Below are 23993 nucleotides of genomic sequence, written 5' to 3'. Positions count from 1 at the left end.
ATTTTTTGCAATCAGCAATGTGTTATCTATATTTGGCTAAACCTACAACCGACGCAATGGAAGTCATCTGCCTGGAAGAACCCGCCTTTTTCGCCCTTATCGATAAGGTGGTGGAACGAATAAGAGAAAAACAGCCTGTAAAAGAAGATAAATGGATTTCCGGCACTGAAGCGATGTCGCTGCTACGCATCAAAAGTAAAACTACTCTACAGAAAATGCGCGACGAAGGCAAAATCCGTTTTACTCAACCGGAAAAGAAAATTGTCCTATACGACCGAGATTCAATTAACGATTACCTCGAAGATTTCACCTACGAAACTTTTAAATAATGGAAGAAGAAAAGGAACCTTCAGCTGAATACCTAAGAGATTTTAACGATGGTTATTTAATGGCAGAAAATCATCCAGAAGTTGCAGACTTACTATCGAACATTAAAAGTGAGAGCACGCGCATTTCTGCGATGAAATCGGGAATCGCAACTTCAACAGAGCAAAAACTGCCAAGCCGGTATCCGTCCTGGATCAAATCACCGGGGCCAAGTCGCACAGATAAATCTGAACCGACATCACCCAATAAAAACCAAGAGCGGGATAGATAGCTTTTTTTTCACTCGCATTTCTCATCTCTCGTCATTCGTAGGTGCCGAAGGACCTTCTGGCGAACGTTCCGATTTAGAGGCGCCTGAATTATCATCTTTTTCCGTTGTTGGATTATTGGCGCTCTCTTGTTCTAACGCATAGGTTGATTTGTTATCTAACGTTTGCTGCCGAGAGGGGGCTTCAAGCTTCTCCGGCTCTTTTCCTTCCTTCGTTATCTTCGATTGGTCTTTGTCTGCATCCTCTTGCCCTTTAGAGTAATTAGACTTTTGCAAGGCGTTTTCTGAACGGCTTAAGTTCGCATTGACAGGTATTATAATATTAATATTTTGTCTTTCGACGCTTCGGTTATTCACATCCATTTGAGTAGCTGTTTGATACCTGGTGTTTGCTAAAGCTCTTTCCGACCTTGACGGAGATGATGCACTTTGTTGACTTTCTTTTCCCTCATCGGTTCGCTGGGCAGAAATCCTTTTCTCGTTAAAATCCGTCTGCTTATTCTCAAATGCTTCAGTATTCTTTGCGGCTTTGTTATAAACACCATCCTTTAGAGCATTTTTAGCGAAAGCCCGCGCCTGATCGTTATCTGCTTTGTCGGCATGGGTTAATTCCCTGTCAAAATCAGAATTTAGTTTTGCCTCGATATCGGCTTTTTCGCCCTGGAAACGAGCATACTCGGAACCCCTTCTTCCAGCTTCGCTTTGTTTAATAGTACCAAACGGTCTTGGAGCATCGGCATCTATTCTATCGCCGGAAAGAGCATCGATCTTTGCATCAACATCTCTTAGCTTTTGCTGTGCTTCTTTTGTGTAGTTTTCAAGATACTCATAACCCTGTGGCAGGGTTGGCTCTTTGCTTTCTTTTTCTTCCATAAGGCTTAGGTTTTATTTGACAATAATCAATTTCTTATGCTAAGATATCAAATAATTAACAGGTTGGAGTTCGAATGATCGAAGACGATAAATATCGCCAGCGTATTATAGATAGTGACTTTGGTGGCGATGCAGAAAAATATGAGCAGTCGATAATTCAAGAAAATCGCTACGTTGTTTCATGGCGGGAACTTACCGAAACAGCGGAAGTACATCCTGAAATGTCAAAATACGCGCATGCTGCTATTCGGGTAATGCTGGGATACCTTCCCCATCAAGAATGTTTACTAAAATTTGAGCCGGCAATTCGCGCCGTCGCTTATTTAGCGAAAATGGGGTCGATTGAAGATAATGGCGCACTCTATGCAACCTTAGAGGATCATATCAAGCCAATCCGAAACGCAGATATGGTGCCGATAGCTTATCGCCATCTGGATGAAAAGAAGCTTAAATATTACTATGATACATTCCATCCGTACGGCCAAATTATTCGAGACAGGCTTACTTACCTGCTTGGAAACGAACCGAGACTAGAGCAATCATTGGACGTTGAACTAAATATGAGAGAGCATATTAAATCGGATTTAAATGCGTTCAGCGGCAAAGTTGCTGCAGCGGATATGAAAGCTCTCGTGGCAATAAGATATAAAGAAATACTTTTAAATGAAGGGCTGGATGCTGCCAATAATTCACCTTTGATCGGAAGATTTTTGCGCGCAAGCTTCGAACGCGAAGAGGCAGAAAAAAATATTTAAAGCATATTATTTTTTTAATAAAAATAATATATTGCGATAACCTTTAACCCTTATCGCAAGTGAACAATTTCGACTTGGATCAAACCATTCTTGACTTAGGAAACAGTGCAACTAACCCTTATTGGACCATACGTAACGCCGTTGAGGGCGTGCAAATTTTTGGAGGCATCGGGTCAGGCAAGACCTCTGGTTCCGGAAAAAAATTAGCAGAAAAATACCTTAAAGCAAATTTTGGCGGACTAGTGCTGACCGTAAAACCCGATGAAAAAAAAGAATGGATAAAATATTGCAATGATGCAGGACGCTTAAATGATCTAATAATTGTGGAACCAGGTGGCGACCGTTTCTTCAATTTTCTCGAATACGAAACAAAGTTTAGTGCGAGTCAAAGTGCTATTACCGATAATATAGTACAGGTGTTGAAGACGGTAATTCGCGCCGGTGAAGAAAAAGACGCAGGAAAAAGTGACGATGCCTTTTGGGAAAATGCTCTCGACTTACTGATTTTTAATGTTATTGATCTTTGCAAGTTAGCGTATGGGGAACTTTCGGTACAGCATATGTACGACATTGTTCAGACCATTCCCAGGGAAAATGAAAAGCTGTTACCGGAAAGTGAGATAGGAAAATTCAAAGCGTTCCAAAAGGCGATATACCTCGCCCACAAAAAAGTAAAAAAACTGATCGATGCATGGGATAAGACTTTAACAAAAGAGCAGCAAGATGGGTTTGATCTTGACCCACAAGCCTATGAAAAAGAGATGACCATAAGGGTTCCTGAATCCAGGTTATATTTCTTCCTTGACCAGTTCTTTATGGATGGCTTTAAAAACTTAAGCGAAAAAACACGCTCGATAATTGACTTCAGCTTTTCTGGATTTCTGTTTCGTTTACTCCGCGAACCCGTTTATTCACTCTTCTGTCGCTATAATTCTAACTTCACGCCTGATGATAGCTTAAAAGGGAAAATTATCCTGCTGAATTTACCGGTAAAGCTTTACCACAAAATCGGGCGCGATTGCCAAATCATGTTCAAATATATATGGCAGCGGCGTATGGAACAGCGCGACGTGAATCAGAATGATCGCCCTGTATTCTTGTGGGCAGATGAAGCACAGAATTTTTTACATGAACACGATGCAGATTTTCAGGCAACAGCACGAAGCAGTCGTGTAGCAACCGTTTATATCTCACAGAACCTGCCCAACTATTATGCATCAATGGGTGGAGAAAAATCTGCATACAAGGTTAAAAGCTTTCTTGGAACCTTAAATACTAAAATATTCCATGCCAACGCTGACATCGAAACCAATGAATACGCCTCCAAGCTTATTGGCGAGGACTTTATCGTAGATAAAACCGAAAGTATAAACTACAACGATACTCCGAGTTTTGGCAGCTCCACCCGTAAGCAGCTTATGCGCCTGGTTCGCCCTGAAGCATTCATTCAGTTGAAAACTGGAAGCCCGAGAAATAATCACGCTGTTGAATGCATACTTCATCGCCAGGGAGATGCTATACAAAACGGCTATAGTTTTAAACTACTCACTTTTCGTCAGAAACAATAAACACAAAATAACACCTAAACATCATGAGAACAAATTACTATTACCGCGAGGTATTCGGCCGCAAAAATCCAGTAAAAGAATTTTTAGTAACCTTTTTTATCAGCATATCTTCCGGTCCGAGATTGCTTTTGGAAGTATTTATCAGGAAGAACTTTGGCGAGCGATATTTCTCGTTTACGATCAGCATTATCAACACTTTCGTCCTACTCTTTATCCCCTTCATTCTCGATAGTATTAAAAATACTTTTCGCGGGGGTTTTGGCTATGGCGGAGAAAGCTCAGGGTTTTGGCATGTAATCGGCACGAACATTTTATGGTATTTATTTCTTGCCGCCTTCATGTATTTCAGCTGGCTTAGGCGAAAAGAAATTAAACGTTCCAGGTCAAGTTTTGACTTTGGTAAATTCAGTAAATATAGCGGAGATATAGACAAGCGATTTAAAGATGTTCAGATCACAGGTCGCCCGGCTACAATCCGCGAGATTGAAACGATGCTTGAACCTCTTCCGTTTTTTGTTATCGGTTTTGTGCTAATGCTAATTGGTCAGAGCTTGGGGATACTCCTTTTTATCTGTAGCATAATTTATGCCCTAAGTAACAGAGGTGCTTACTATATAGGCGACAATGCCATGCTAGATATAATCGACAAGGTAATCATCAATGAAAATTTGAAAGAGTTTTTTGTGAATGGTAAAGAGTCTAATGAGGCGGCTGGCTTCAGATCCTATAGTCATAGACCCTCCAATCCTGACGACGGTCAAAAGGCTTACGAGGCTGGATTTGACGATTTTGAGGAGGTTAAATAATCGCCTAAGCTGTGCTTAGGGAAGATGTCTGATGGTTTTTTATTTACATAGACCGCTTTGTCTAAGAACACAGCTCCGACAGTACGGTCTCAATAAAATTTAAAGTATGAAAACTCTACAAGAACTTGGAAGAGTAATATTGTTTGCGGTTGTATTTACTTTGCTTTGGCATGCCAAAATCTATTTTTATAATCCCCGAGTGGCTATCGTTAGTGCATTTATTATACAACCCAAAGAAGGCTATACCTGGAATGAATCAAGAGACAACAGTGAACATTTTCTTTGGGAAAATACGGAAGCAATTGGACACCAGGAAGGAAAAACCCGTATGCAAACGCAGTAGCATCTCTTATAGAAAATACTTGGGTCCCCTTGCCCGGATATGAATTCACAGATACTGCAACGTTAACCACCGTTTGGACACCAGGACTTAAACATCCGTCCTTTAACGTGGTATCCGGGAACGATGAAGGAACTTGGAATGCGATGGCTGGATACCGGCGCCTGACAGAGAACGGAAATGATGACCTTAGGGCCGTTTGGGTTCAGGGATTGTTACATCCAACCGAAAAAGTCATCTCTAGTTCTACTGAAGGTAGCTGGACCCCATTTCCAGGCTATAAACTAATCGACGATAATAGCCTTGCTGTAACATGGGATACTGAAGGAAGAGGTTATAATGATCTACACATTTTTTCTTCCAGTTCCCCGGACGATTATATAGCTTATCCGGGATACGAATTCGTTGATGACGGGAATAACCTTCAGACACAATGGAAAATGGGGTTACAAAATTATCTGCACCCAGAGCAGGTATCAGGGGTGAACGAGGGAGAATGGCTTACCGATCCCAACTATACTCCTCCCGATAACAGGGCGTCGGGGTTTTGGCAATCTTTCTTCTCGCTTGTAGGCGCAGCTGTTAATAATAAGATTGAGGAAAAGGTCGGCGAAAACCCATTGTCCGGCGCAGTTGATGATGGATTAAAAAGATCGTTTTTTAATGGCGTTGGTAAAATGATCACTAATGATAATGACGATCCTTATAATGGGGTAAAGCCAAGCAAAAAACATATCAATTGGTAGTTTAATTATCATTAATATGTACCAATATCCAGCGGAAGAAAATTGAAACCGACTATTCTTAGGCAATGATAAGAATGATCCAAAGTACATCTGCCGGTCAAGCTAAAGCATACTTTGCTGAAGCGTTGCTAAAGGCTGATTATTATATCAACGACCAGGAATTACAAGGCCGGTTCGAAGGCAAGCTTTCGGATCGGTTAGGTATAGCGGGAGTGGCAGAAAAGCAGGCATTCTTTGACCTTTGCGAGAACATTCATCCTGTTACTAGCAAACCGCTCACGCCTCGAACCAAAGAAGAACGTACAGTTGGATATGATATCAATTTCCACGCACCAAAATCTGTATCCATCGTTCATGCACTTTCCAAAGACGAACATATACTGAAAGCTTTCGAAAAATCTGTACGCGAAACGATGGGGGAAATTGAATCAGACAGCATGACGCGAGTGCGCAAAAAGAAAACTTACGAGGACCGCAAAACAGGCGAATTGATCTACGCTTCATTTACCCATCAAACGGCACGGCCAGTCGAGGGATTTGTCCCTGATCCGCATTTGCACTCACACTGTTTCGTATTTAATGCAACGTGGGACAAAGATGAGCAGCGCATAAAAGCTGCGCAATTTCGGGAAATAAACCGCGACATGCCTTACTACCAAGCCCGCTTTCAAAAAAGGCTGGCAGATGAATTGATTGATTTGGGTTATGATGTGCGCCGGACGAATAAGGCATTTGAGATAGTCGGCGTTCCACAAATAGCTATTAACTTGTTCAGCAAAAGAACCGATGAAATCGGTCGGGTTGCTAAAGAAAGAGGAATTTCTGACCCAAAAGCATTGGGCGAGCTCGGAGCCAAAACAAGGGCAAGTAAACAAAAGGGCATGAGCATGGATGAGTTGCAAGCATCTTGGCGCATGCAATTAAGAGAGCATGAAAATGGCGAAGGCAACACTACCGACCCTATAATCCGGCACAACCCTGAAAAAATTAAAAAGCAACTATATGGGCCTCAAGATTGTATCGATCATGCACTAAAGCATCATTTCGAACGCGCCTCTGTGGCACCTGAAAGACGCTTACTTGAGGCGGCTTGTAAACATAGTATTGGCGAAAGGCAGGTTTCATTAAAGGATGTTGAGTTAGCCTTCGAAAAAGATCAGCGTATTATCCATGTAAAGGAAAATAACCGCAACGTTTGTACAATGACAGGTGTACTCGCTGAAGAGCGCGACATGGTGCAACTTGCCAGAAAAGGGCAAAATAAATTTCGCCCTTTGTACGACAAAACGCCTCCAATTAATTTGAAAGGCCCCCAGGGCGCAGCCATTGAATATTTACTGACCAGCCCTCATCAGGTTTCGTTGGTGCGAGGCGTCGCCGGTGCCGGCAAAACTACAATGATGCGCGAGCTTACCGACCATATCAAGAACACAGGAAAAGAAGTTTCAGTGCTTGCGCCTACCGCAGAAGCTTCCCGAGGTGTATTGGCAGCAGAGGGATTTGATGATGCCACGACAGTGGCTGGTTTCTTAAAGGATAAGCAGAGGCAGGAGAATTTATACAATAACGTACTAATCGTCGATGAAGCCGGATTACTTGGAACGACAGATACTTTGTCCTTATTAAAAGTGGCAGACAGTCAAAACGCCCGAATAATTTTCGTCGGCGATACCCGGCAGCACACGAGTGTTGTCCGAGGTGATGCGATGCGTATTTTAAACACGGTAGCAAATATTAAAGCCGCAGAAGTTAATCAAATACGCCGGCAGCAGGATAAAGCTTATCGGGAAGCAGTTGAGGATCTATCAAAAGGAAATGTTGCAGATGCCTTCGATAAACTTGCGGAAATGAACGCTATAAAAACTATTGACCCGCTAAAACCTAATGAGCAAATCGCAGATGATTACGTGGCAGCTATCAGGCAAAAAAAAACAGCTCTTATCGTATCTCCCACACATAAGGAAAAAGATAATGTAACCACAGAAGTCAGGCAACGCCTGCTCGATGCAAACCTGCTTGGCAAAAAGGAGCTTATCGTTACTAAATTGAATAACGCAAACTTTACCGAAGCTGAAAAAGGAGACTGGAGAAATTACAAGGACAGCGATAAAATAAAGTTTAATCAAAACGTGCCTAAAATTTCGAGAGGTAGTTTATGGTCGATCTCTTCTGTTAATGACGGTCAGGTTTCTTTGTTAAACGAGACAGGCGAAACCCACCAATTACCGTTGGAAAGGGCAAAAGCTTTTGATGTTTTTATAGAGCAGCCTATTTCATTGAGAAAAGGCGATAAGGTACGAATAACGCGAAACGGATTTGACCTTGAAAACAAACGGATGAATAACGGCCAGTCCCTCGAAGTTAAGAATGTTTCCAAATCAGGAAAGATATCACTTGCAGGTGCCGACGGTAAATCCTCGTATACGCTTAATGAGAACTTTGGGCATTTAGATCATGCTTATTGTACAACATCCCATTCGTCACAGGGCAAAACGGTAGACAAAGTATTTATCGCCCAACCCTCTTCTACTTTCACAGCAACTGATGCAAAACAATTTTATGTTTCTGTTTCAAGAGGGAAGGAAAGCGTTTCCATCTATACGGATGATTGTGATGAGCTTCTTTTGAACGCCTCCCGTTTGGGTGAGCGGCAGTCAGCAATGGAATTGGTGGATAATACTAAAAACCGCCATACCGAGCATATTTTTAATAACCAGCGTAACGCCGTTCGCGAAACTAACAGAACAGATCTGGCTCAAGAAAACGAACGGCCAACAAGAAATATAGATAGAAATTATGAACCGTGATTTTAAATCGAAGTTCGGGGAGATGCAGGAGAACCAATCTCAGGCATTGGGCCATAACGAAAACGATAAGCTATACGCAACACCAGGTAATAACAGGCATATCGCATTTGGGTGGCCAGATGGCAGGTTACGTTCTCTTAATTATGCCTACTTAGTTAGTTCCGAACATATTCCTGAGGAAGGTTTAATTCAACTAGAATTTACAACACATAAGATAACGCTGAAAGGTTACAATCTCGAGCAGCTTTACTTCCAAATTTTTGACCAGGTAAGCCGTATAATATTATGTGTGGATAAGAGATACACGGAACTGGACAATTCAAAATCAGTAGTCAACGAGATAATTTGTGCTGCAACTTAGTTTTTCCTACTTCCAGCTACAGGTATTCATTCATAAACCTGATTGGCGCGGATACCGGCCCGTGGCTAAGGCCTGTGCAGTATGAGCAAAAAGCAGGGCTACTGTTTCCGAAGCACTACTACCATTCATTTCCTAATTATAGATTTGATGTTTCCGCACCGCACATTTCGAGAAATTCCAAAACAATCGTCTGTGCTTTTGCGCACCTTGCTTTTACAATTTCCTTAAATTCGCCTTCAGAATTTAGACAGGTTGTAAGCAGCTTTTCACTAGCATCTTGAATAAGATCTTGGGCGATATATACATCATCGATCATGAATCTATTTGAAGCGATTTCCTTGAAAGGATCATATTTTACATTGGCCATATACGCGTGCATAGGAACAAGGTCGTATGCTTCTTGAACCTTGCTTAACCAGTAGAGTTCCTCCTCATCCAATACTAATATAAGGCTAATGTGCATTTTAAACCTTCACGCAAAGTATCAAACTGAAGCCTATAATATTGGGTCTTGAGAAGCTGTCAATATAAAAGCTGCCTGAACTATTTCTAGATATTTTCGCGATGCTAACAAAATACGACTACTCCGTTTCGCACTCTCAAAGCTAGTACTATGCTATCTAATTTGATAACTGTTTTCAATCTATAGCAAAGATTGTATTTTAAAAGATACTACATGTTTAACATTATATACATAGAATTAATAATGAGCCATTTAAAAACACAAACCGAACCTCAAAAATATTGATTAGAATACATAAAGAGACAGCCCTACAGCATTTTTGTCACCAGTTGAACATTAATATTAAAAATGGTTAGATTGGAATCAAGCTTGCACTCTCTAAAGAAAAATAAACAAAATGATAACCCTCAAAAACAGGCCGGGTCTAACTCCAAGAGAGTTAAACGAGAGTGACATGAGAAACCATTGCCCAGATATCCTGGAAACGGAAGAAGGGGACTTTATTGTGATTGGAAAGGAAGTGGCAGCCAATGAAATTGATCTGTCTAAGTTCGGCGCATCATTGGATGATAATGAAAAAATCATCTTGATCCCACGCATAACATTATTTTCGGCCATCAATGGATTAAAGGAAAACCACGAGATATGAAATATCTAAGTCCAAAGGAGTTCGACGCCAAATTCGATGAGCTTTATAGTAACATCAAAAGCTCATTTTTAAAGCTTGAGACCCGTGAAGAATATAACGAGTATGATGAAACAGAGTGGAACTCGGTTCCGCCGATTAGGATACACGATATTATAATGAAGGCTCAAGAGGCTTTGATGAAATTCAAAGACGAAGATAAAGAGCTTGTAGAACGAGGAGTTGTTTTAAAGAGAGTGAGAGTTTTGCGTTACCCACTCAATAAATATTGTTTGCGGCAATTCAGTTCATATCGCATATCGCAAGACAATGGTGAAAAGATTTATATAATGGATAATGAAAAAAAACTAGATGAGATAAGTGAAGGACAAATCAGGGATTTTGTCATTTTCGATGAGCAAGCGGTATTATTGCATCAATACGAGGATAATAACTTCGTTGGGGGTACTCTGTTCGAAACCGAATCCGAAGTTGAGCCATTCTTGAAAACTTTCCAAGGTCTTGAACAGGAAAGCATTCCTTTTAATCAATATTTGAAATATATGAATTTGCAAATTCCAAATCTAGCTTGAGATGCTTTTTATCGATGAATTGAACCATTTCCTTTCCGTTCATCACATAGACTTTTTCAAGGATATTATTCTTCCCGGAATAACTTTGGATAAAGTGATTGCGCTAACAGCACTTATTTACGCGATACGTAGTTACATCGCCAATTCCAAGCTTGCAAGGATCAACTTTTCTTATCAAATCAACAATGCCCATCGTGATATTTGGTCGAAAACATATAACGATACCGGGCTAAAGGAGGTAACAAATCCAAACGCAGATATAACCAACATTACAAAAGAACAAAGAAGGTTTGTTGTATTTATTCTTTTAAACAATGAGATTTCTTATGATGCCTTCATAAAAGGAATTCACGACTATACCCTAGCTTCACAAAAGGACACCGGAGACTTTTTTAATCTGCCTATTCCAGATGCTGTTTGGTCTGTAGCGAAAGAATATTACGAGCCAGAATTCGTAACTTTCATAGATGGGACGAAATCGCTGGCAAAACTGAAAAATTTCAAGCCAAAATCGTTGCGGCAAAAGATATTTTATCGATTAAGATCCAAAGTGCGAAAAATACTTTTAAAATTGGGCAATCGACTTAAATAATTTGTTGAATGAATACCTTCGTGAAAGGCAAAGAACAAGGACCAAAAAAATCATCGAGTATCCCATATTTTGCAAGAAGGCTGCAAACATGCAGCCTTCTCTTCTTCGATTAGATTGATAACGTTTTCAGATAATCTACCGCTTTAGAAGCTTCACTTGCCGCTGTAACTAAGTATCTGTTATTTTCCTTTAAAACTTTCAACCAATGATCGATATATGCAGCATGATCTCCCTTTTCTACGGTAGCAATACCAAACCCGGCGCAAAGGAATGCTGCACCGAACTCGGCAACTAATTCTTCGACAGCATAATTCTGATCGCCGAACTTTTTACCCTTTGTGCGGTCTAACCGATGCTTCGCGCCCGACCAATGGACAAGTTCGTGTAAAACAGTTGAATAAAATCCTTCTGTTGCCGAACAAGTTGCAGTTGCATGGAAGCTTTCAGGATAGGGAACTAAAATCTTGTCTTCTTGAATTTTGTAGCAAGCCCCGCCGTCATGAGTTTCGATTATTGCTTTGGTATTTTCCAAGAATGTATCGACTTCATCAATCTGCTCAATAATTCCTGGCGTGAAAGTCAGTTCTTCTCCTTTTGATGCCTCGTAGCTTGAGAGTTGTGAGCGGTTAAAAACATAAGAAGCTTTTAAAAACGGAATTTTTTCGATCTCGCCGTCTTTTTCCTTTTCGAAGGTATCGTAGAAAACGACAATGTTCCCTTTTTCGCCTTTTCGGACAAACTCATTTTTGTTTTGCCATTGTTTAAAGCTTGCCCATTCGGAAGTTGGAAACTTATTTTTTATGGCGGCCGACCAAAGCAGTACGATATTAATACCACGATAGTAATTGCCTGTAACCTGGTTGGATGGCAAATTTAAAGGTGCAGTGAAACCATTTTCTGCCCAGGATTGCTGCCACGGTGTTATACCTTTTTCCAGTTGTTCGATAATCGTATCGGTCACTGTTTGATAGACGTCTTTGAATGTGGTAGACGGTTTATTTTCATCGATCGTAGTTGTCATTGTGTTATCCTTTCTAATGGATGGAAAGAAAAGCCCGACGCCGCGCCGGGCTTAGCGTTAGGAAATTTTTAGTTTGATCGCTGCTTCTTTGAGGGAGGCTTCATCAGTAACTATGCGCTGAGCGTTCCTTGCAGCTTCTGCGTAGACACTGATAGGATATGCCCCTTCAAAATTTTCATCACGGCAGAGGACACGAAAGAAACCACGCGCTTGCCGAAGTTCATTCAAATCGACAAAGCCGAGTTCCGGAAAGCCCATGCCCAGGTCACAAAGTCCAAAGGCTATTTCGGGGTATTCCGGGTTGATCTCACTAATAAGCCAGCAACAATTAGTATTGGTCATGAAAAGTTTGACTACCGGCTTGTCATCGCTTGCTTCATTAAAGTTCCTGCCGTTTTCAAGCAGCTGGTCGTATTCGTCTTCAAAAAATAAGGTCATTTGATTGCCTTTCTTGTTGGAGTTAATGGTTGCAGGAGATGGACAACCGGAGGTTTAGCGAACAAACCGGCTGTTATTTTGGATGGGCGAGTGAATGCCCTGAAAGGGCAGAGGAAAATAATAGTTGGTGACGAGAGCGCCTTCGGTTAATCTCCATGCAAAACCATTGGCTCAATTCATCAAGAAAGGCTAAGTCAATTTTGGCGCTAAAAATGTTTAGAATATTGCTGCTGATAAACGACAAGAGATCTTCTTAACGACATAGACAAAAACATTGCTACCTATGAAAAAATACATTTTGCATTTTTGGCTTTAGTGGTTAGAGCATATTTGAGCCTTTGGGCTTGAGTGTTACATGCGCCACGTCCCTTCTCACCTCTGAAGTTAAAGATAACTCTTGGTTTTTCTGAACCGGCGAAATTGCTATTTAAATAGATATGCTTCCATTGAGCGGCCTTCCTGTATCTCAGTTAAAAGAAAAGCCTGCCAGCCAATGCTGGCAGGCTTAGTTTCTAACGCCCCATCTCGTAATCAGCGATACGTAGCTTTTTAGGATCTACGGTTATGTGCCCTGCCTTCTGTGCGGCATGGAAATAAACGTTTAATGGATAGCTCCCTTCGAAAGAAAGGTCTTTGAGTAAAAGCATTTCTTTTGTTTGATAAGCGCGCAATACATCAAGTTTGATATAGCCTAAGCCAACGTCCCCCATTCCCCAATCGCAGAGTGCGAAAGCCGTATCGTCATTATCTCCTGTAAGAAAGCAGATAAGAAAATTACATTTTGTTCTAAAAAAGCGTAACCGCATGACGGGATATAAAAATTCTTCCGGAGTATCGTTTTTTGCGTTGTCGATAAGCCGGTCGTATTCTTGTTGAGTAAAGCGGTACATTTGGTTTTTTGCTTTTTTAATCAGAAGTTTTCCTTGTGCCATTTTTGGTAGCCTTTCCTGTTGGAGTTAATGGTTGCAGGAGATGGACAACCGAAGGTTAAGCGAACAAACCAGCTGTTATTTTGGATGGGCGAGTGAATGCCCTGAAAGGGCAGAGGAAAATAATAGTTGGTGTCGAGAGCGCCTTCGGTTAATCTCCTTGCAAAACCATTGGCTCAATTCACCAGGAAAGGCTCGTTCAAATTTGACTTTAGGTAAGGTTCGAGATAACCGCAGATAACTGACGAGCTATTTTTTCGACCACACCTATGACAAGCGCATTGCCCATGAAAAATCCACGTTTTGCGTTGCTGGCTGTTGCTGTGAAATTATCGGGGAACATATTTAAGCGTTCAAGTTCTATGGGGGTTAAGCGCCTCATCTTGCCGTCTTCGGTTTGGATGACGTGCGTAAATCGCGATGCAGAACTGCCGCCTTCCCCGGTAATCATGGTACGGGCTGGTTTATCGAGCGCATCAGGAAACGGCATTCCTCCGCATTTGTAAGTATAAAGCTCGCCCGTCTTTTTGGCGCGTTTTTCCACTGATTTTGAAGCTTTCAAAAAACGCCACCTTGGGATAATAGCTTCGTCGAGAAAAAAAGACTTATCAACCGAACTTGGCGGAACGAGAATATCCCCAAGCGTTTTACAGATGCCTTGGTAAAGTGGGTACAATCGCAGGGTTGTAACTTGTCTATCAAGCATTACACCAGCATTGTATAGCAGCTTTTCACTTTTCTTTATTGCGGGGATGGCAATTGCGGAAATCGGGCCTTCGATTTTGAATTGGCGCATTTTAACCTCGTGTTGTTGCAGGGAAAGCGTTTGCTAAAACACCGTCTTCAATTAGCCACTTATTGCACTTGAAACCGGATTTGATTTTAGCGAATATTGGGGATGTCCGATGGTAGCCGATCATGAAAAGACGACGGCGTTTTTGGGGCATGCCGTAGTCGGCGGCATTGACTACCCGCCATTCCACCGCATAGCCGAGGTCGGAAAGGCTTGCTAAAATAGTAGCGAAATCGTGCCCCTTGCGATCAATTGGCGTTGCCAATATACGGTCGACGTTTTCCAGCAAAATATATTTTACAGGCGCATCCGCTTCACTTTTTTCTCTAAGGATGCGGTGAATTTCCCACCATAAAGATCCTTTTTTCCCTTTTATCCCGGTGAATTGGCTGGCGTGATTTGCTATGGAGTAGTCCTGGCAAGGAAACCCACCAACTAAAAGGTCATGGTCTGGGATTTCAGCAGTACTAATGGTTTTAATATCAGCATTGCTGTGCCCTTCTTTTCCGAAGTTTTCTTCATAGATTTTTGAAGCATGTTGGACTTTAGTAGATGGTTCCCATTGATTACTCCATACTACTTCAAAATCGCTTTTGATGAGTTCGCGATAGCCGCTTAACGGCGACGAACCATTCCATCCCTCCAATCCGAGCCGGAAGCCTCCAACACCGGCGAATAATTCAACTGTTTTGATTTTTTGGTGCGCTTCATTTTTGTTCAAAAATTACCTCATTGTTAAAAGTTGATTTAGAAAAACCGGTATTAATTGAACGACGGCATCAGTCCGTCATCCTCTAATGAGGTATAACCGTGCCTGGTCAGGATGAGGTGATCCAAAACCTTGATGTCTAATAGCCTTGCCGCTTCGCAGAATTTTGCGGTTAGCTGTAAATCAGTTTCGCTGGGGCATGGATTACCCGAAGGATGGTTATGCGCCAGGCATATCGCTGATGCATTACTTTTCAGGCAAATCGCGAATACAATCTTAGGATCAGCTAAACATTGCGTAGTGCTGCCTTTGGCAACATGAGAAAGGCCAATAACCGTGTTATTCGCAGCTAAAAGAATGATTTTAAATTCCTCTACGAGATCGATGAGGTTTTCATCCCAGGCCAGGCGAAAAACATCATGCGCGGCCTGAGAACTTGCAACCTTTAGCCTGTCCTTAGCGGGAATTTTGTTTTTGTAAACAAGTTCAACTTCGGTCACGTCAAAGTTTATGTGGTGATTTGTTGATAACATCGCCACCACCTATAAGCTCAAATTGAGGTTGTCCATGTGCCAGGCATTTAGATCCTTGCATGGCTTGTAAACCTCGTTCATTGGCTTGTGCAAAAGCCCCTGCTCGTTTTTAAAGAATGCGGCTAGTTCGGCTGTAGCCTTGGTGCCCGCAACGTCATTATCCATCCATGTATAAGCAAATGAATATCCGTAACCTTTGATGTATGACAGGGCTTGGGCGACACAGCTTGTGGAGTTTAAGATAATGGCATCATCGTCCTGCCTACCTTCACTAATGGTTAAGTAAGTTAGATAGTCGATAAAGCCCTCAAATAAATGCACACCATCAGGCTTTATAGTCTGGCCCCTAATAAAGGAGATGGTTTTTGGCGCGACGCAACTTTTTAAGAAAGGGTTGCGCAACTCATAACCACCATCTTCGTTTCTGAAACCAAGAGCATACATCCGAGATTTATTTTCTACGTGCTCTACTTCGACCTTTTTTAAATGTTGTTTGGCCAGAGGCAATGAAATACCACGTTTCTGCAAATACCGGCTAAGTGCTAAATCCTGCAGTTCGACTGCTTTCAATAATTTCCACTTAGGCTTCTCGGCTTTTACTTTTGCCGGTGGGTTAGGTTTGAATGGCATTGGTGCCATATTGGAAAGCCAACGAAGTGCATCCGGCACTGTTGAGTCCTCACCATGCTTACGCAAGTAAGTGCAAACAAACTCAACTGTATCGCCCCCTTTACCGTCTCCAAAATCAAACCAAACATTTTTTGAATTATTGATGTGGAAGCTGGCGGTTTTCTCTTCACGGAATGGTGAGAAATACCAAGCTTCTTTTTCATCCTGTTTATTAGGAAAGGAATTAATCCTTTCCAGAATTGTAGACATGGGAATGCATTTCGCATGTTCGATGTTCATGGCGATCTCCGAATTAATTAGATTGTGTGTGTGTATGTTATTTTGCTGGCTTGCGGATAAGGCTTTGTTCTAAAAACCTGTCCAGGTCAGAACGACGATAGCGTACTGATTTGCCGATTTTGATAGGATGTAATTCGTAACGTTTGGTACAGTCCCAAACAGCTAAAGTCCCGGGTGAAAAATTAATGTACCGTGCCGCTTCTTTTCTATTGAGAAGTGGCTCTAAGTTTTCTGGCATTCCAATTCCTTCTTGATAAGTTTTATTCGCTGTTGGGATCGCGAGACTTCTACTCGAAATTTCGCGCGAGCGTATCAAAAACGAATTTCATTAATAACGAATAATGATTTTCTCTTCCTCAACATACAAGTGTATTATTAATACACGTCCATTTAGATGGTAGTTTATTTGCCCGCTTTAAAACAATAGGTGGTTCCACCAAAAAAACGTAGCCAGTAGGGTAATAGTACATCGTGATTATTTCTGTTTAACAATTGTTATTCATCTAAGAAAATAGAACAGTTTTTGTAGTCGATATTTTAAATTGGGATCAAAAGGAGTGTCCAATGACCAATATTGATGAAATTAAGGAAGTATATCTTACGGCAGCGAAGATTGTTGCAATATTTGGTGACGTTTACTTGCCAATTTTCGAACGTATACATCAAGAGTTGAAGTTGCTGGAACAGAAGCATGAACTCCAATCCGTTGCACTTGAGCTTGCCAAAGAAATATGACGCTGGGTAAAATGTTATAAAGTAGCAATACAATATCAAAAAAGTAAGATTAAATAGTCAATAACCCTGTCGCTTGATTAAACAACGTTATAGCGGTGATTGAGCATTGACAAAAAAAATGGAGAGCTTAAGATCTCGCCATGCTTAGCTCTGTTACCAGGCTTATATACTCCTTGATTGCGGTCGTAATGATTTTCAGTCTTACGGTGCCTCATATTTGCATGGCCAACCAAGATACTCATTCATCAAAAGTGATTGTTGCCCAAGCTATAAAAACATTGACGACTGGTTCAAGCAATCATTCCGAAACAGTAAAATTCATCGATCATTGCTGTGTGGCGAACCATTGTTGCATAAAAATGATTGCTGCTCCAGAACTGGCTTTTAACATCGTTACCAGTAAAGAAACCGATTATATTTTACTGCACGCAGTTAATTACGCTGACCATTCAACGGACGGTTTAAAGCGCCCTCCCAAACAACTCGTCTAATCACAACCTGATTTGTCAGGTGCATCGGCTTTTCAGCTAACTATGTTTAAACGAGGAATTCTATTATGAAAAAATTCTGGGCGATCTGTGCCTGCATGTGGGCAATTTGCATTAACCCTGCCTTTGCCGAACCATTAACGTTAAAGACAGCGATCAACCTATCTTTGGAACAATCCCCTACAATTCAAGGCGCTGAAGCAACTGTTTTAGCAGCTAAAGGGGAACGCCGACAGGCTGGATCGCTGCCAAATCCTGTATTAGGGGTAGATGTCGAAAACGTTGGCGGCAGCGGCGTTTACAACGGCGCAGACTCTGCCGAGATAACTTTTGGCGTTTCCCAATTGATCCAGATCGGCGGCAAACGGTCGGCACGGATTGCCATTGCTGAATCCGGACAGGATATTGCAGCTTATGATCGCCTTGCAACGCGTTTTGATTTGATGCGCGATGTTAAAGTCGCTTTTGCCAATGCGGTTGCCGCACAGGAACAGGCTGTCATTGCGCAACAGCAAGTCGAATTGGCTAAAGATGTTTTGGCTACGGTGACAAAGCGTGTCGATGCAGCTGCTGAACCTGTTATCCAAAAAAACAAAGCAAGAGTTTCTCTTGCCAATGCACAGGTTGCTTATGAGCGCGCAAAACGCCAGAAGGAAGCAGCGGTCAAAAGTCTTGCGACTTACTGGGCTGGCATGCCGATGACAAGCCAATTATCTGCGAAAGAATTTTATAAAATCGTAGAGCCGAAATTGGCTGGCAATATTGAAGATATTCTGCTTGCGACCGTTGACCACAAGCGTCAGGCGGCTGCGGTAAATCAGGCAAAATCACAAGTCGATCTTGAAAAAGCCAATGCCATACCAGATCCAAGTTTTAGCGTCGGGGTGCGTGATTTGCGCCAAAATAATGATCAAGCGCTTGTGGCTGGCCTCTCTATCCCGCTACCAGTTTTCAATATGAATGGCGGCAATATTGCCAAGGCGCGACAGTTGGCTGTCAAAGCGGATATGGATCGTCAAGGATGGCTGCTCGGCAAACAGGACAGCTTTAATGAATACGCGCAAGGGCTGGAAAGTGCTTACGTTACAGCATCAACCATCAAAAATAATATCCTGCCTGAAGCGCAGGAAGCTTTTGCGCAGGCGAAGCGCGGCTACAACGCAGGGAAGTTCGCGTATCTCGAAGTCCTTGATGCCCAGCGCACATTGGCAGAAACAAAACTTTCCTATGTACAAGCCTTGCAGCAATACCAAATCAATGCCGCCCAAATCGAGCGCCTGACAGCGCAAGCGGATGGCATGCAACCGGAGAAGAAAAATGCGGAATAAACTATTAGTCATTGCCTTACTGGCGGGGGTTGCAGGAGGCGTAGGTGCCTATAAATCCTTTGCAAGCGGGGATCACAAAGCCGAAGAAGCGGTTTCTGCAAACGGGGCTGAAGCAGGCCATGGGGAAGAACAGGCTGACCAAACCAAGATCAGCAAGGAATCCGCCGATGCAATGAAGATCGAGCTTGCAGTTGCCGGACCAGCTACGGTTCACCGGACGATTGGCCTGACAGGCAAAGTTACGCTAAACCAAAACCGTCTGGCACAAGTTCGCGCGCGCTTTCCAGGCATTGTCCGTGATGTGAAAAAAGGTCTCGGTGATACCGTCAAGAAAGGCGAAACGCTTGCAACCGTCGAAAGCAATGAAAGCCTTCAGGTTTATCCGGTTACTTCTCCGCTGGATGGTGTTGTGCTGGGACGTAATACCAATATCGGTGACGTGGCAGAAACTGAATCGATGTTTGTTGTTGCTGACCTTTCGGAACTCTGGGCAGAATTTTTTATCTTTTCCCGTGATGTTGAACACATCAAGCCGGGTCAGAAGATTGATATCAAGAGCCTGACCGATGAAACCAGCGCTGAGGCGATTTTGACAAACATCTTGCCGACAGCAGAAAGTTCAAGCCAGACCGTTATCGCGCGCGTGACAATCGAAAACCCTGACAATAAATGGCGTGCAGGCATGACCGTGCGCGGCGATGTTGTTTTAAGCGAAAATGAAGTGCCCGTAGCTGTCAAGACAACCGCGATCCAGCGTCAAGAAGGTAGCAATGTTGTCTATGTACAAAAAGGCGATGCCTATGCCATGCGAAAGATTGAAACTGGTCAAAGTGATCGTGAGTGGACAGAAGTTTTAAGCGGTCTTGAGCCGGGTGAAACGTATGTGTCAGCAAACAGTTTCATTATCAAAGCAGATATCGGCAAATCCGAAGCCGAACATGAGGACTAATCAAATGAACGTAACCTATACTTCCAATACCATCAGCAAGCCAGCTAAGCGATTAAAATCGCGCATGAAGCACAAGCGCCTTTTGATATTGCTGTCATTGCCTCTGTTTCTTTTCAGTTCGACCTGGCTTCCGGAAAGTTCGCCATTGCATGAAGCCATGCAGTGGGCAGGATATTTTCTCATTATTCTGGGCGTGGCAGTCAGAATCTATTGCTCGCTGTATATCGGCGGGCGGAAAGATAGCGATATCATTACCCATGGGCCATTTTCGGTTGTGAGAAACCCGTTATATGTTGGATCATTTATCGCAGTAATCGGCATCGGCTTGCAAACAGCCAGTCTAATCCTTGTTGGCGTAATGATCTTGGGGTTTTTGCTGTATTACCCTTATGTAGTCAAAGCTGAAGAAGGTTATCTTGAACAAAAGTTCGGCAAAAAATATAGAAGCTACAAGGCCATTGTTCCCAGATGGGTTCCTAATCTTTCCCTGTGGAAGTCGCCTGAGGAAATAATGATCAAGCCGTATTTTGTTTTCCGCACCATTACTGACTCGTTTGGTTTTTTCTTGGCCTTGCCGATTTTGGAAACGCTCCATTACATGCATCAGACAGGCCAGCTGAAAACGTTTCTGTATCTCTTTTAGGATGTAAGAAAAATGATTGAAAGAATTTTAGGATTTTCCCTTTGCAATCGGATTTTGGTTGCCCTTCTGACGGCTGCCATCGCAGGCATTGGGATTTACTCCTTGAAAGGCTTGGCGATTGACGCTGTGCCGGACATTACTAACAACCAGGTACAAATCAACACTGTGGCTGCAGCATTTTCTCCTATGGAAGTAGAAAAGCAAGTGACGTTTCCTGTTGAAACGGCATTGGCGGGCATCCCCGGCCTTGAAAGCACACGTTCGCTCTCGCGGAACGGATTCTCACAGGTCACCGCAATCTTTAGCGATGATGTCGACATTTATTTTGCCCGTAATCAAGTCAATCAGCGTCTTGCCGAAGCCAAAGAGAACCTTCCGGATGGGGTGGATCCAACTATGGGGGCCATTTCAACAGGCCTTGGCGAGATCTATATGTGGACGGTTGAATATAATAACCCGAATGGCAAAGGCGCAGATATCAAGAATGGCGAGCCGGGATGGCAGAAAGACGGAAGCTATCTGACACCGGAAGGCCAGCGTTTGCGCAAAGATTTCGAACTTGCGGGCTACCTGCGCACTGTAGAGGACTGGATTATTCGTCCGCAGATGAAAGGTGTCAAAGGCGTTGCCGGTGTCGATGCCATCGGCGGTTACGTTCAGCAATACCATGTGATGCCGGATCCGGAAAAATTGGTTTCTTTGGGATTGAGTTTCGATACCGTTATCAATGTTATTCAAAGAAACAACCATAGCATAGGCGCTGGCTACATCGAAAGAAACGGCGAATCCTATGTTGTGCGTTCGGATGGCCGCATTGACAATGCAGAGCAGCTGGCAAATATCGTTGTTGCCAATCGTCGCGGTATTCCAATTTATCTGAAAGACGTCGCCGAGATCGGCATTGGCCGCGAATTGCGTACAGGTTCTGCCAGCGGAAACGGGAACGAAGTTGTTGTCGGAACGTCCTTGATGCTTATCGGCTCGAACAGCCGTGTCGTGTCCGAAGCAGTTGACCAGAAATTGCAAGAAATCAACAAAAGCCTGCCACCGGGTATTATTGCAAAAACTGTCTTGAACCGCACAAAGCTAGTGGATTCAACAATCAAGACGGTAGAGAAGAACCTTACCGAGGGTGCGATCCTTGTTATCGTCATTTTGTTCGCGCTGCTTGGCAACTTCCGCGCAGCTTTGATTACGGCATTGGTTATCCCCATATCCATGCTGATGACAGCAATGGGCATGCAGTATTTCAATATCAGTGGAAATTTGATGAGCCTTGGCGCATTGGACTTCGGCTTGATTGTCGACGGGGCGGTCATCATTACCGAAAACTGCTTGCGGCGATTGGCGGAGCAACAGCATCACGAAGGCCGTGTTTTGACGTTAAAAGAGCGTCTGCACGAAGTGAGTTTAGCTGCACGCGAAATGATCCAGCCCTCCGTATTTGGTCAAGCCATCATTATTATGGTTTACATTCCGCTTCTGACTTTCACGGGAGTTGAAGGCAAGATGTTCCAGCCGATGGCTTTGACAGTTATCATTGCGTTGGTGGCTGCTTTCGTTTTGTCTTTGACTTTCGTGCCAGCGATGATTGCCATTTTCGTCAGTGGCAAGGTTGAGGAAAAAGAAAGCAAAATTATCCATGTAACCAAATCCGGTTATGAACCAATGCTTCGAAGCAGTCTACACAGGCCGCTTGCCTTCATCCTCGGTGCAACTGGTGCATTTGCTGTGGCGCTAATTATCTTTTTCAATATGGGTCAAGAATTTATTCCAACGCTCGATGAAAAAGACATCGCAATGCACGCTATCCGCATCCCAAGCACGTCTTTGACCCAATCTCAGGCGTTGCAGGCTGAGGTTGAGAAGGCTGTCAGCTCCATCCCTGAAGTATCGTTTGTATTTTCAAAAACGGGTACGGCAGAGATGGCAGCCGATCCGATGCCACCGAATGCTTCTGATACGTTCATTATTTTAAAACCACGAGAAGAATGGGCTGATTCGAAGATGGAGAAAACAGCCTTGATCGACCGTATCGCTGAAACTGTCGGAAAAATCCCTGGAAATAACTATGAGTTTACCCAGCCGATCCAAATGCGTTTCAATGAACTTATCTCGGGGGTACGAAGCGACATCGCCATCAAAGTCTATGGCGATGATTTCCCGCAAATGGAAAAGACAGCCAATCAGATCGCCCAGATCCTGCGTGGCGTCAACGGCTCTGCCGATGTCAAGGTTGAGCAGACTTCCGGCTTGCCGATGATGGAAATGAAGCTTGATAAAGGCGCTATCGCGCGATACGGCTTGAATGTCAGTGATATTCTTGATGTGATATCTGTAGCGATTGGCGGCAAAGAAACAGGTCTTGTTTTCCAAGGCGACCGCCGATTTGATATCCTTGTGCGTTTGCCAGATGCCTTGCGCCAAGATCTGGAGGTTATTCAAAATCTGCCAATCCTGCTGCCGGAAGACAATGATCCGTCAGATCTGGTCCGTAACGCGCAACACGTCCGTCCGACTTATATTCCACTGAAGGAAGTTGCCAAACTGGAAATAAAAGATGGACCAAACCAAATCAGCCGCGAAAATGGGAAGCGTCGCATTGTCGTCCAATCGAACGTGCGTGGCCGTGACATCTCAAGCTTCGTGGAAGACGCGCGCACAGTGCTGGACCAGAAACTAAAACTTCCTACTGGCTATTGGCTGGAATGGGGCGGACAGTTTAAAAACCTTGAAGAAGCTAAAGTGCGCCTTTCTTTGGTCGTGCCAGCCTGCTTCTTCATGATTTTCCTTTTGCTGTTCAGCGCACTTAACTCAGTCAAGCAGGCTTTGCTGGTATTTAGTGGGGTGCCATTGGCTTTGACAGGCGGCATTTTGACCCTTTGGCTACGAGGTATGCCGTTCTCTATCTCTGCGGCAGTTGGCCTTATTGCCCTGTCAGGGGTAGCCGTTTTGAATGGCCTTGTCATGGTGTCGCGGATCAATCAGCTGATCCGTGAAGGCATGGAAATCGACAGCGCGATCATTGAAGGCGCTTTGTCACGCTTGCGTCCAGTGCTTATGACGGCACTGGTGGCATCGCTTGGCTTCGTGCCTATGGCTATTGCAACAGGCGCTGGCGCAGAGGTTCAAAAACCCCTCGCCACTGTTGTAATCGGCGGCTTGATCACAGCGACACTCCTAACACTATTGGTTTTGCCGGCCATATATCATTATTTTTCTTTAGGCGAAAGGAATAAATAATTTGCCAATTAACTGGAGTAGCTTGTAAAAGATACCACACATCGTGTTACACATTTGCCGAATATCTTTGGTTGACAAAAAAAATTCAGCTATTAAATTCAGATAGATGGAAATTTGATTGTTTGGTCTTAAGCTCCTGCTCGAGGAGCCA

The 23993-nt window shown here is 43.2% G+C and carries 27 protein-coding genes; 17 read left to right on the top strand and 10 right to left on the bottom strand.

What is annotated here, in order from left to right; genetic code table 11:
- The first annotated feature begins 56 nt into the window (after positions 1-56).
- A complete protein-coding gene (locus BC343_RS25740) occupies positions 57-329 on the top strand; it encodes a helix-turn-helix domain-containing protein (protein ID WP_078350809.1) in 273 nt (90 codons plus the stop codon).
- Entirely contained in the window at positions 329-598 is a 270-nt protein-coding gene (locus tag BC343_RS25735) for a hypothetical protein (protein WP_078350684.1), read from the top strand. The genes BC343_RS25740 and BC343_RS25735 overlap by 1 nt, the downstream gene beginning before the upstream one ends.
- A gap of 21 nt (positions 599-619) precedes the next feature.
- Here the strand turns inward: BC343_RS25735 and BC343_RS25730 are convergent, their stop codons facing one another.
- Positions 620-1468 (bottom strand): hypothetical protein, encoded by an 849-nt coding sequence (locus BC343_RS25730; RefSeq protein WP_078350683.1) that lies wholly within the window; start codon positions 1466-1468, stop codon positions 620-622.
- A gap of 74 nt (positions 1469-1542) precedes the next feature.
- Between BC343_RS25730 and BC343_RS25725 the strand changes: the two genes are divergently transcribed.
- The 6 genes from BC343_RS25725 (at position 1543) to mobF (ending at position 8490) form a co-directional block, all read left to right on the top strand.
- Positions 1543-2223 (top strand): hypothetical protein, encoded by a 681-nt coding sequence (locus tag BC343_RS25725; protein WP_078350682.1) that lies wholly within the window; start codon positions 1543-1545, stop codon positions 2221-2223.
- A 59-nt stretch (positions 2224-2282) separates the two neighbouring features.
- A complete protein-coding gene (locus BC343_RS25720) occupies positions 2283-3791 on the top strand; it encodes a type IV secretory system conjugative DNA transfer family protein (protein ID WP_078350681.1) in 1509 nt (502 codons plus the stop codon).
- Positions 3792-3814: 23 nt separating this feature from the next.
- Positions 3815-4597 (top strand): hypothetical protein, encoded by a 783-nt coding sequence (locus BC343_RS25715; protein ID WP_143822352.1) that lies wholly within the window; start codon positions 3815-3817, stop codon positions 4595-4597.
- Between the two features lie 106 nt (positions 4598-4703).
- The gene (locus BC343_RS25710; RefSeq protein WP_078350679.1) at positions 4704-4940 is read left to right on the top strand and encodes a hypothetical protein; all 237 of its coding nucleotides are present in this window, start codon (positions 4704-4706) and stop codon (positions 4938-4940) included.
- Positions 4941-4969: 29 nt separating this feature from the next.
- Positions 4970-5683, top strand: a complete 714-nt coding sequence (locus tag BC343_RS25705) for a hypothetical protein (RefSeq protein ID WP_143822351.1) — start codon at positions 4970-4972, stop codon at positions 5681-5683.
- 65 nt (positions 5684-5748) lie between these two features.
- Positions 5749-8490: a MobF family relaxase gene (mobF, locus tag BC343_RS25700; RefSeq protein ID WP_078350677.1), complete on the top strand. Its 2742-nt coding sequence runs from the start codon at positions 5749-5751 to the stop codon at positions 8488-8490.
- Positions 8491-8987: 497 nt separating this feature from the next.
- Here mobF and BC343_RS25690 read toward each other — a convergent pair whose 3' ends face one another.
- A complete protein-coding gene (locus tag BC343_RS25690; protein WP_143822350.1) occupies positions 8988-9290 on the bottom strand; it encodes a hypothetical protein in 303 nt (100 codons plus the stop codon).
- Positions 9291-9711: 421 nt separating this feature from the next.
- Between BC343_RS25690 and BC343_RS25685 the strand changes: the two genes are divergently transcribed.
- From BC343_RS25685 to BC343_RS25675, 3 genes are read left to right on the top strand one after another with little or no spacing between them, the layout of a single operon-like run.
- Complete coding sequence (locus BC343_RS25685; RefSeq protein ID WP_078350674.1) at positions 9712-9963, top strand: hypothetical protein; 252 nt, start codon at positions 9712-9714, stop codon at positions 9961-9963.
- The gene (locus BC343_RS25680) at positions 9960-10532 is read left to right on the top strand and encodes a DUF6879 family protein (RefSeq protein WP_078350673.1); all 573 of its coding nucleotides are present in this window, start codon (positions 9960-9962) and stop codon (positions 10530-10532) included. Before BC343_RS25685 ends, BC343_RS25680 begins: the two co-directional genes overlap by 4 nt.
- Position 10533: 1 nt before the next feature.
- Positions 10534-11124, top strand: a complete 591-nt coding sequence (locus tag BC343_RS25675) for a hypothetical protein (RefSeq protein WP_078350672.1) — start codon at positions 10534-10536, stop codon at positions 11122-11124.
- A 109-nt stretch (positions 11125-11233) separates the two neighbouring features.
- Here BC343_RS25675 and BC343_RS25670 read toward each other — a convergent pair whose 3' ends face one another.
- From BC343_RS25670 to BC343_RS25640, 8 genes are all read right to left on the bottom strand, one after another.
- Positions 11234-12145 (bottom strand): ArdC family protein, encoded by a 912-nt coding sequence (locus tag BC343_RS25670; protein WP_078350671.1) that lies wholly within the window; start codon positions 12143-12145, stop codon positions 11234-11236.
- A 57-nt stretch (positions 12146-12202) separates the two neighbouring features.
- Positions 12203-12583: a DUF2958 domain-containing protein gene (locus BC343_RS25665; RefSeq protein WP_078350670.1), complete on the bottom strand. Its 381-nt coding sequence runs from the start codon at positions 12581-12583 to the stop codon at positions 12203-12205.
- A gap of 512 nt (positions 12584-13095) precedes the next feature.
- Positions 13096-13515 carry a DUF2958 domain-containing protein gene (locus BC343_RS25660; RefSeq protein ID WP_078350669.1) on the bottom strand — a complete coding sequence of 140 codons (420 nt, stop codon included), beginning with the start codon at positions 13513-13515 and terminating at the stop codon, positions 13096-13098.
- Between the two features lie 208 nt (positions 13516-13723).
- Entirely contained in the window at positions 13724-14308 is a 585-nt protein-coding gene (locus tag BC343_RS31460; protein ID WP_202909864.1) for a DNA cytosine methyltransferase, read from the bottom strand.
- A gap of 1 nt (position 14309) precedes the next feature.
- Positions 14310-15026, bottom strand: coding sequence for a DNA cytosine methyltransferase (locus tag BC343_RS31455; protein WP_202909863.1), 717 nt, complete (start codon positions 15024-15026; stop codon positions 14310-14312).
- Between the two features lie 41 nt (positions 15027-15067).
- Complete coding sequence (locus BC343_RS25650; protein WP_202909862.1) at positions 15068-15514, bottom strand: JAB domain-containing protein; 447 nt, start codon at positions 15512-15514, stop codon at positions 15068-15070.
- Between the two features lie 42 nt (positions 15515-15556).
- Entirely contained in the window at positions 15557-16456 is a 900-nt protein-coding gene (locus BC343_RS25645; protein WP_078350667.1) for a toprim domain-containing protein, read from the bottom strand.
- 37 nt (positions 16457-16493) lie between these two features.
- Positions 16494-16694 (bottom strand): helix-turn-helix domain-containing protein, encoded by a 201-nt coding sequence (locus BC343_RS25640; RefSeq protein WP_078350666.1) that lies wholly within the window; start codon positions 16692-16694, stop codon positions 16494-16496.
- 326 nt (positions 16695-17020) lie between these two features.
- On the opposite strand from BC343_RS25640, the gene BC343_RS31130 reads away from it, so the two are divergent.
- From BC343_RS31130 to BC343_RS25615, 6 genes are all read left to right on the top strand, one after another.
- Complete coding sequence (locus BC343_RS31130; protein ID WP_156088773.1) at positions 17021-17191, top strand: hypothetical protein; 171 nt, start codon at positions 17021-17023, stop codon at positions 17189-17191.
- A 221-nt stretch (positions 17192-17412) separates the two neighbouring features.
- Entirely contained in the window at positions 17413-17682 is a 270-nt protein-coding gene (locus BC343_RS25635) for a hypothetical protein (RefSeq protein WP_078350665.1), read from the top strand.
- Between the two features lie 65 nt (positions 17683-17747).
- Positions 17748-19007, top strand: coding sequence for a TolC family protein (locus BC343_RS25630; RefSeq protein WP_078350664.1), 1260 nt, complete (start codon positions 17748-17750; stop codon positions 19005-19007).
- Positions 18997-19956, top strand: coding sequence for an efflux RND transporter periplasmic adaptor subunit (locus BC343_RS25625; RefSeq protein WP_162276946.1), 960 nt, complete (start codon positions 18997-18999; stop codon positions 19954-19956). The genes BC343_RS25630 and BC343_RS25625 overlap by 11 nt, the downstream gene beginning before the upstream one ends.
- 4 nt (positions 19957-19960) lie before the next feature.
- A complete protein-coding gene (locus BC343_RS25620; RefSeq protein WP_162276945.1) occupies positions 19961-20599 on the top strand; it encodes a methyltransferase family protein in 639 nt (212 codons plus the stop codon).
- Between the two features lie 12 nt (positions 20600-20611).
- Positions 20612-23842 carry an efflux RND transporter permease subunit gene (locus BC343_RS25615; RefSeq protein ID WP_078350661.1) on the top strand — a complete coding sequence of 1077 codons (3231 nt, stop codon included), beginning with the start codon at positions 20612-20614 and terminating at the stop codon, positions 23840-23842.
- Positions 23843-23993: the final 151 nt, after the last annotated feature.

Source organism: Mucilaginibacter pedocola (assembly GCF_002013915.1).
GTDB lineage: Bacteria > Bacteroidota > Bacteroidia > Sphingobacteriales > Sphingobacteriaceae > Mucilaginibacter > Mucilaginibacter pedocola.
This window is presented reverse-complemented; position numbering and strand designations above follow the sequence as displayed.

Excerpts from the sequence above, each read along its gene's own strand:
- BC343_RS31460 (WP_202909864.1), bottom strand. The coding sequence starts at position 14,308 with ATGCGCCAATTCAAAATCGAAGGCCCGATTTCCGCAATTGCCATCCCC.
- BC343_RS25685 (WP_078350674.1), top strand. The coding sequence starts at position 9,712 with ATGATAACCCTCAAAAACAGGCCGGGTCTAACTCCAAGAGAGTTAAAC.
- BC343_RS25635 (WP_078350665.1), top strand. The coding sequence starts at position 17,413 with ATGGCCAACCAAGATACTCATTCATCAAAAGTGATTGTTGCCCAAGCT.
- BC343_RS25740 (WP_078350809.1), top strand. The coding sequence starts at position 57 with ATGGAAGTCATCTGCCTGGAAGAACCCGCCTTTTTCGCCCTTATCGAT.
- BC343_RS25625 (WP_162276946.1), top strand. The coding sequence starts at position 18,997 with ATGCGGAATAAACTATTAGTCATTGCCTTACTGGCGGGGGTTGCAGGA.
- BC343_RS25715 (WP_143822352.1), top strand. The coding sequence starts at position 3,815 with ATGAGAACAAATTACTATTACCGCGAGGTATTCGGCCGCAAAAATCCA.
- BC343_RS25660 (WP_078350669.1), bottom strand. The coding sequence starts at position 13,515 with ATGGCACAAGGAAAACTTCTGATTAAAAAAGCAAAAAACCAAATGTAC.
- BC343_RS25735 (WP_078350684.1), top strand. The coding sequence starts at position 329 with ATGGAAGAAGAAAAGGAACCTTCAGCTGAATACCTAAGAGATTTTAAC.
- BC343_RS25680 (WP_078350673.1), top strand. The coding sequence starts at position 9,960 with ATGAAATATCTAAGTCCAAAGGAGTTCGACGCCAAATTCGATGAGCTT.
- BC343_RS25725 (WP_078350682.1), top strand. The coding sequence starts at position 1,543 with ATGATCGAAGACGATAAATATCGCCAGCGTATTATAGATAGTGACTTT.
- mobF (WP_078350677.1), top strand. The coding sequence starts at position 5,749 with ATGATAAGAATGATCCAAAGTACATCTGCCGGTCAAGCTAAAGCATAC.
- BC343_RS25640 (WP_078350666.1), bottom strand. The coding sequence starts at position 16,694 with ATGCCAGAAAACTTAGAGCCACTTCTCAATAGAAAAGAAGCGGCACGG.
- BC343_RS25615 (WP_078350661.1), top strand. The coding sequence starts at position 20,612 with ATGATTGAAAGAATTTTAGGATTTTCCCTTTGCAATCGGATTTTGGTT.
- BC343_RS25630 (WP_078350664.1), top strand. The coding sequence starts at position 17,748 with ATGAAAAAATTCTGGGCGATCTGTGCCTGCATGTGGGCAATTTGCATT.
- BC343_RS25620 (WP_162276945.1), top strand. The coding sequence starts at position 19,961 with ATGAACGTAACCTATACTTCCAATACCATCAGCAAGCCAGCTAAGCGA.
- BC343_RS25670 (WP_078350671.1), bottom strand. The coding sequence starts at position 12,145 with ATGACAACTACGATCGATGAAAATAAACCGTCTACCACATTCAAAGAC.
- BC343_RS25665 (WP_078350670.1), bottom strand. The coding sequence starts at position 12,583 with ATGACCTTATTTTTTGAAGACGAATACGACCAGCTGCTTGAAAACGGC.
- BC343_RS25710 (WP_078350679.1), top strand. The coding sequence starts at position 4,704 with ATGAAAACTCTACAAGAACTTGGAAGAGTAATATTGTTTGCGGTTGTA.
- BC343_RS25645 (WP_078350667.1), bottom strand. The coding sequence starts at position 16,456 with ATGAACATCGAACATGCGAAATGCATTCCCATGTCTACAATTCTGGAA.
- BC343_RS25730 (WP_078350683.1), bottom strand. The coding sequence starts at position 1,468 with ATGGAAGAAAAAGAAAGCAAAGAGCCAACCCTGCCACAGGGTTATGAG.
- BC343_RS25675 (WP_078350672.1), top strand. The coding sequence starts at position 10,534 with ATGCTTTTTATCGATGAATTGAACCATTTCCTTTCCGTTCATCACATA.
- BC343_RS31130 (WP_156088773.1), top strand. The coding sequence starts at position 17,021 with ATGACCAATATTGATGAAATTAAGGAAGTATATCTTACGGCAGCGAAG.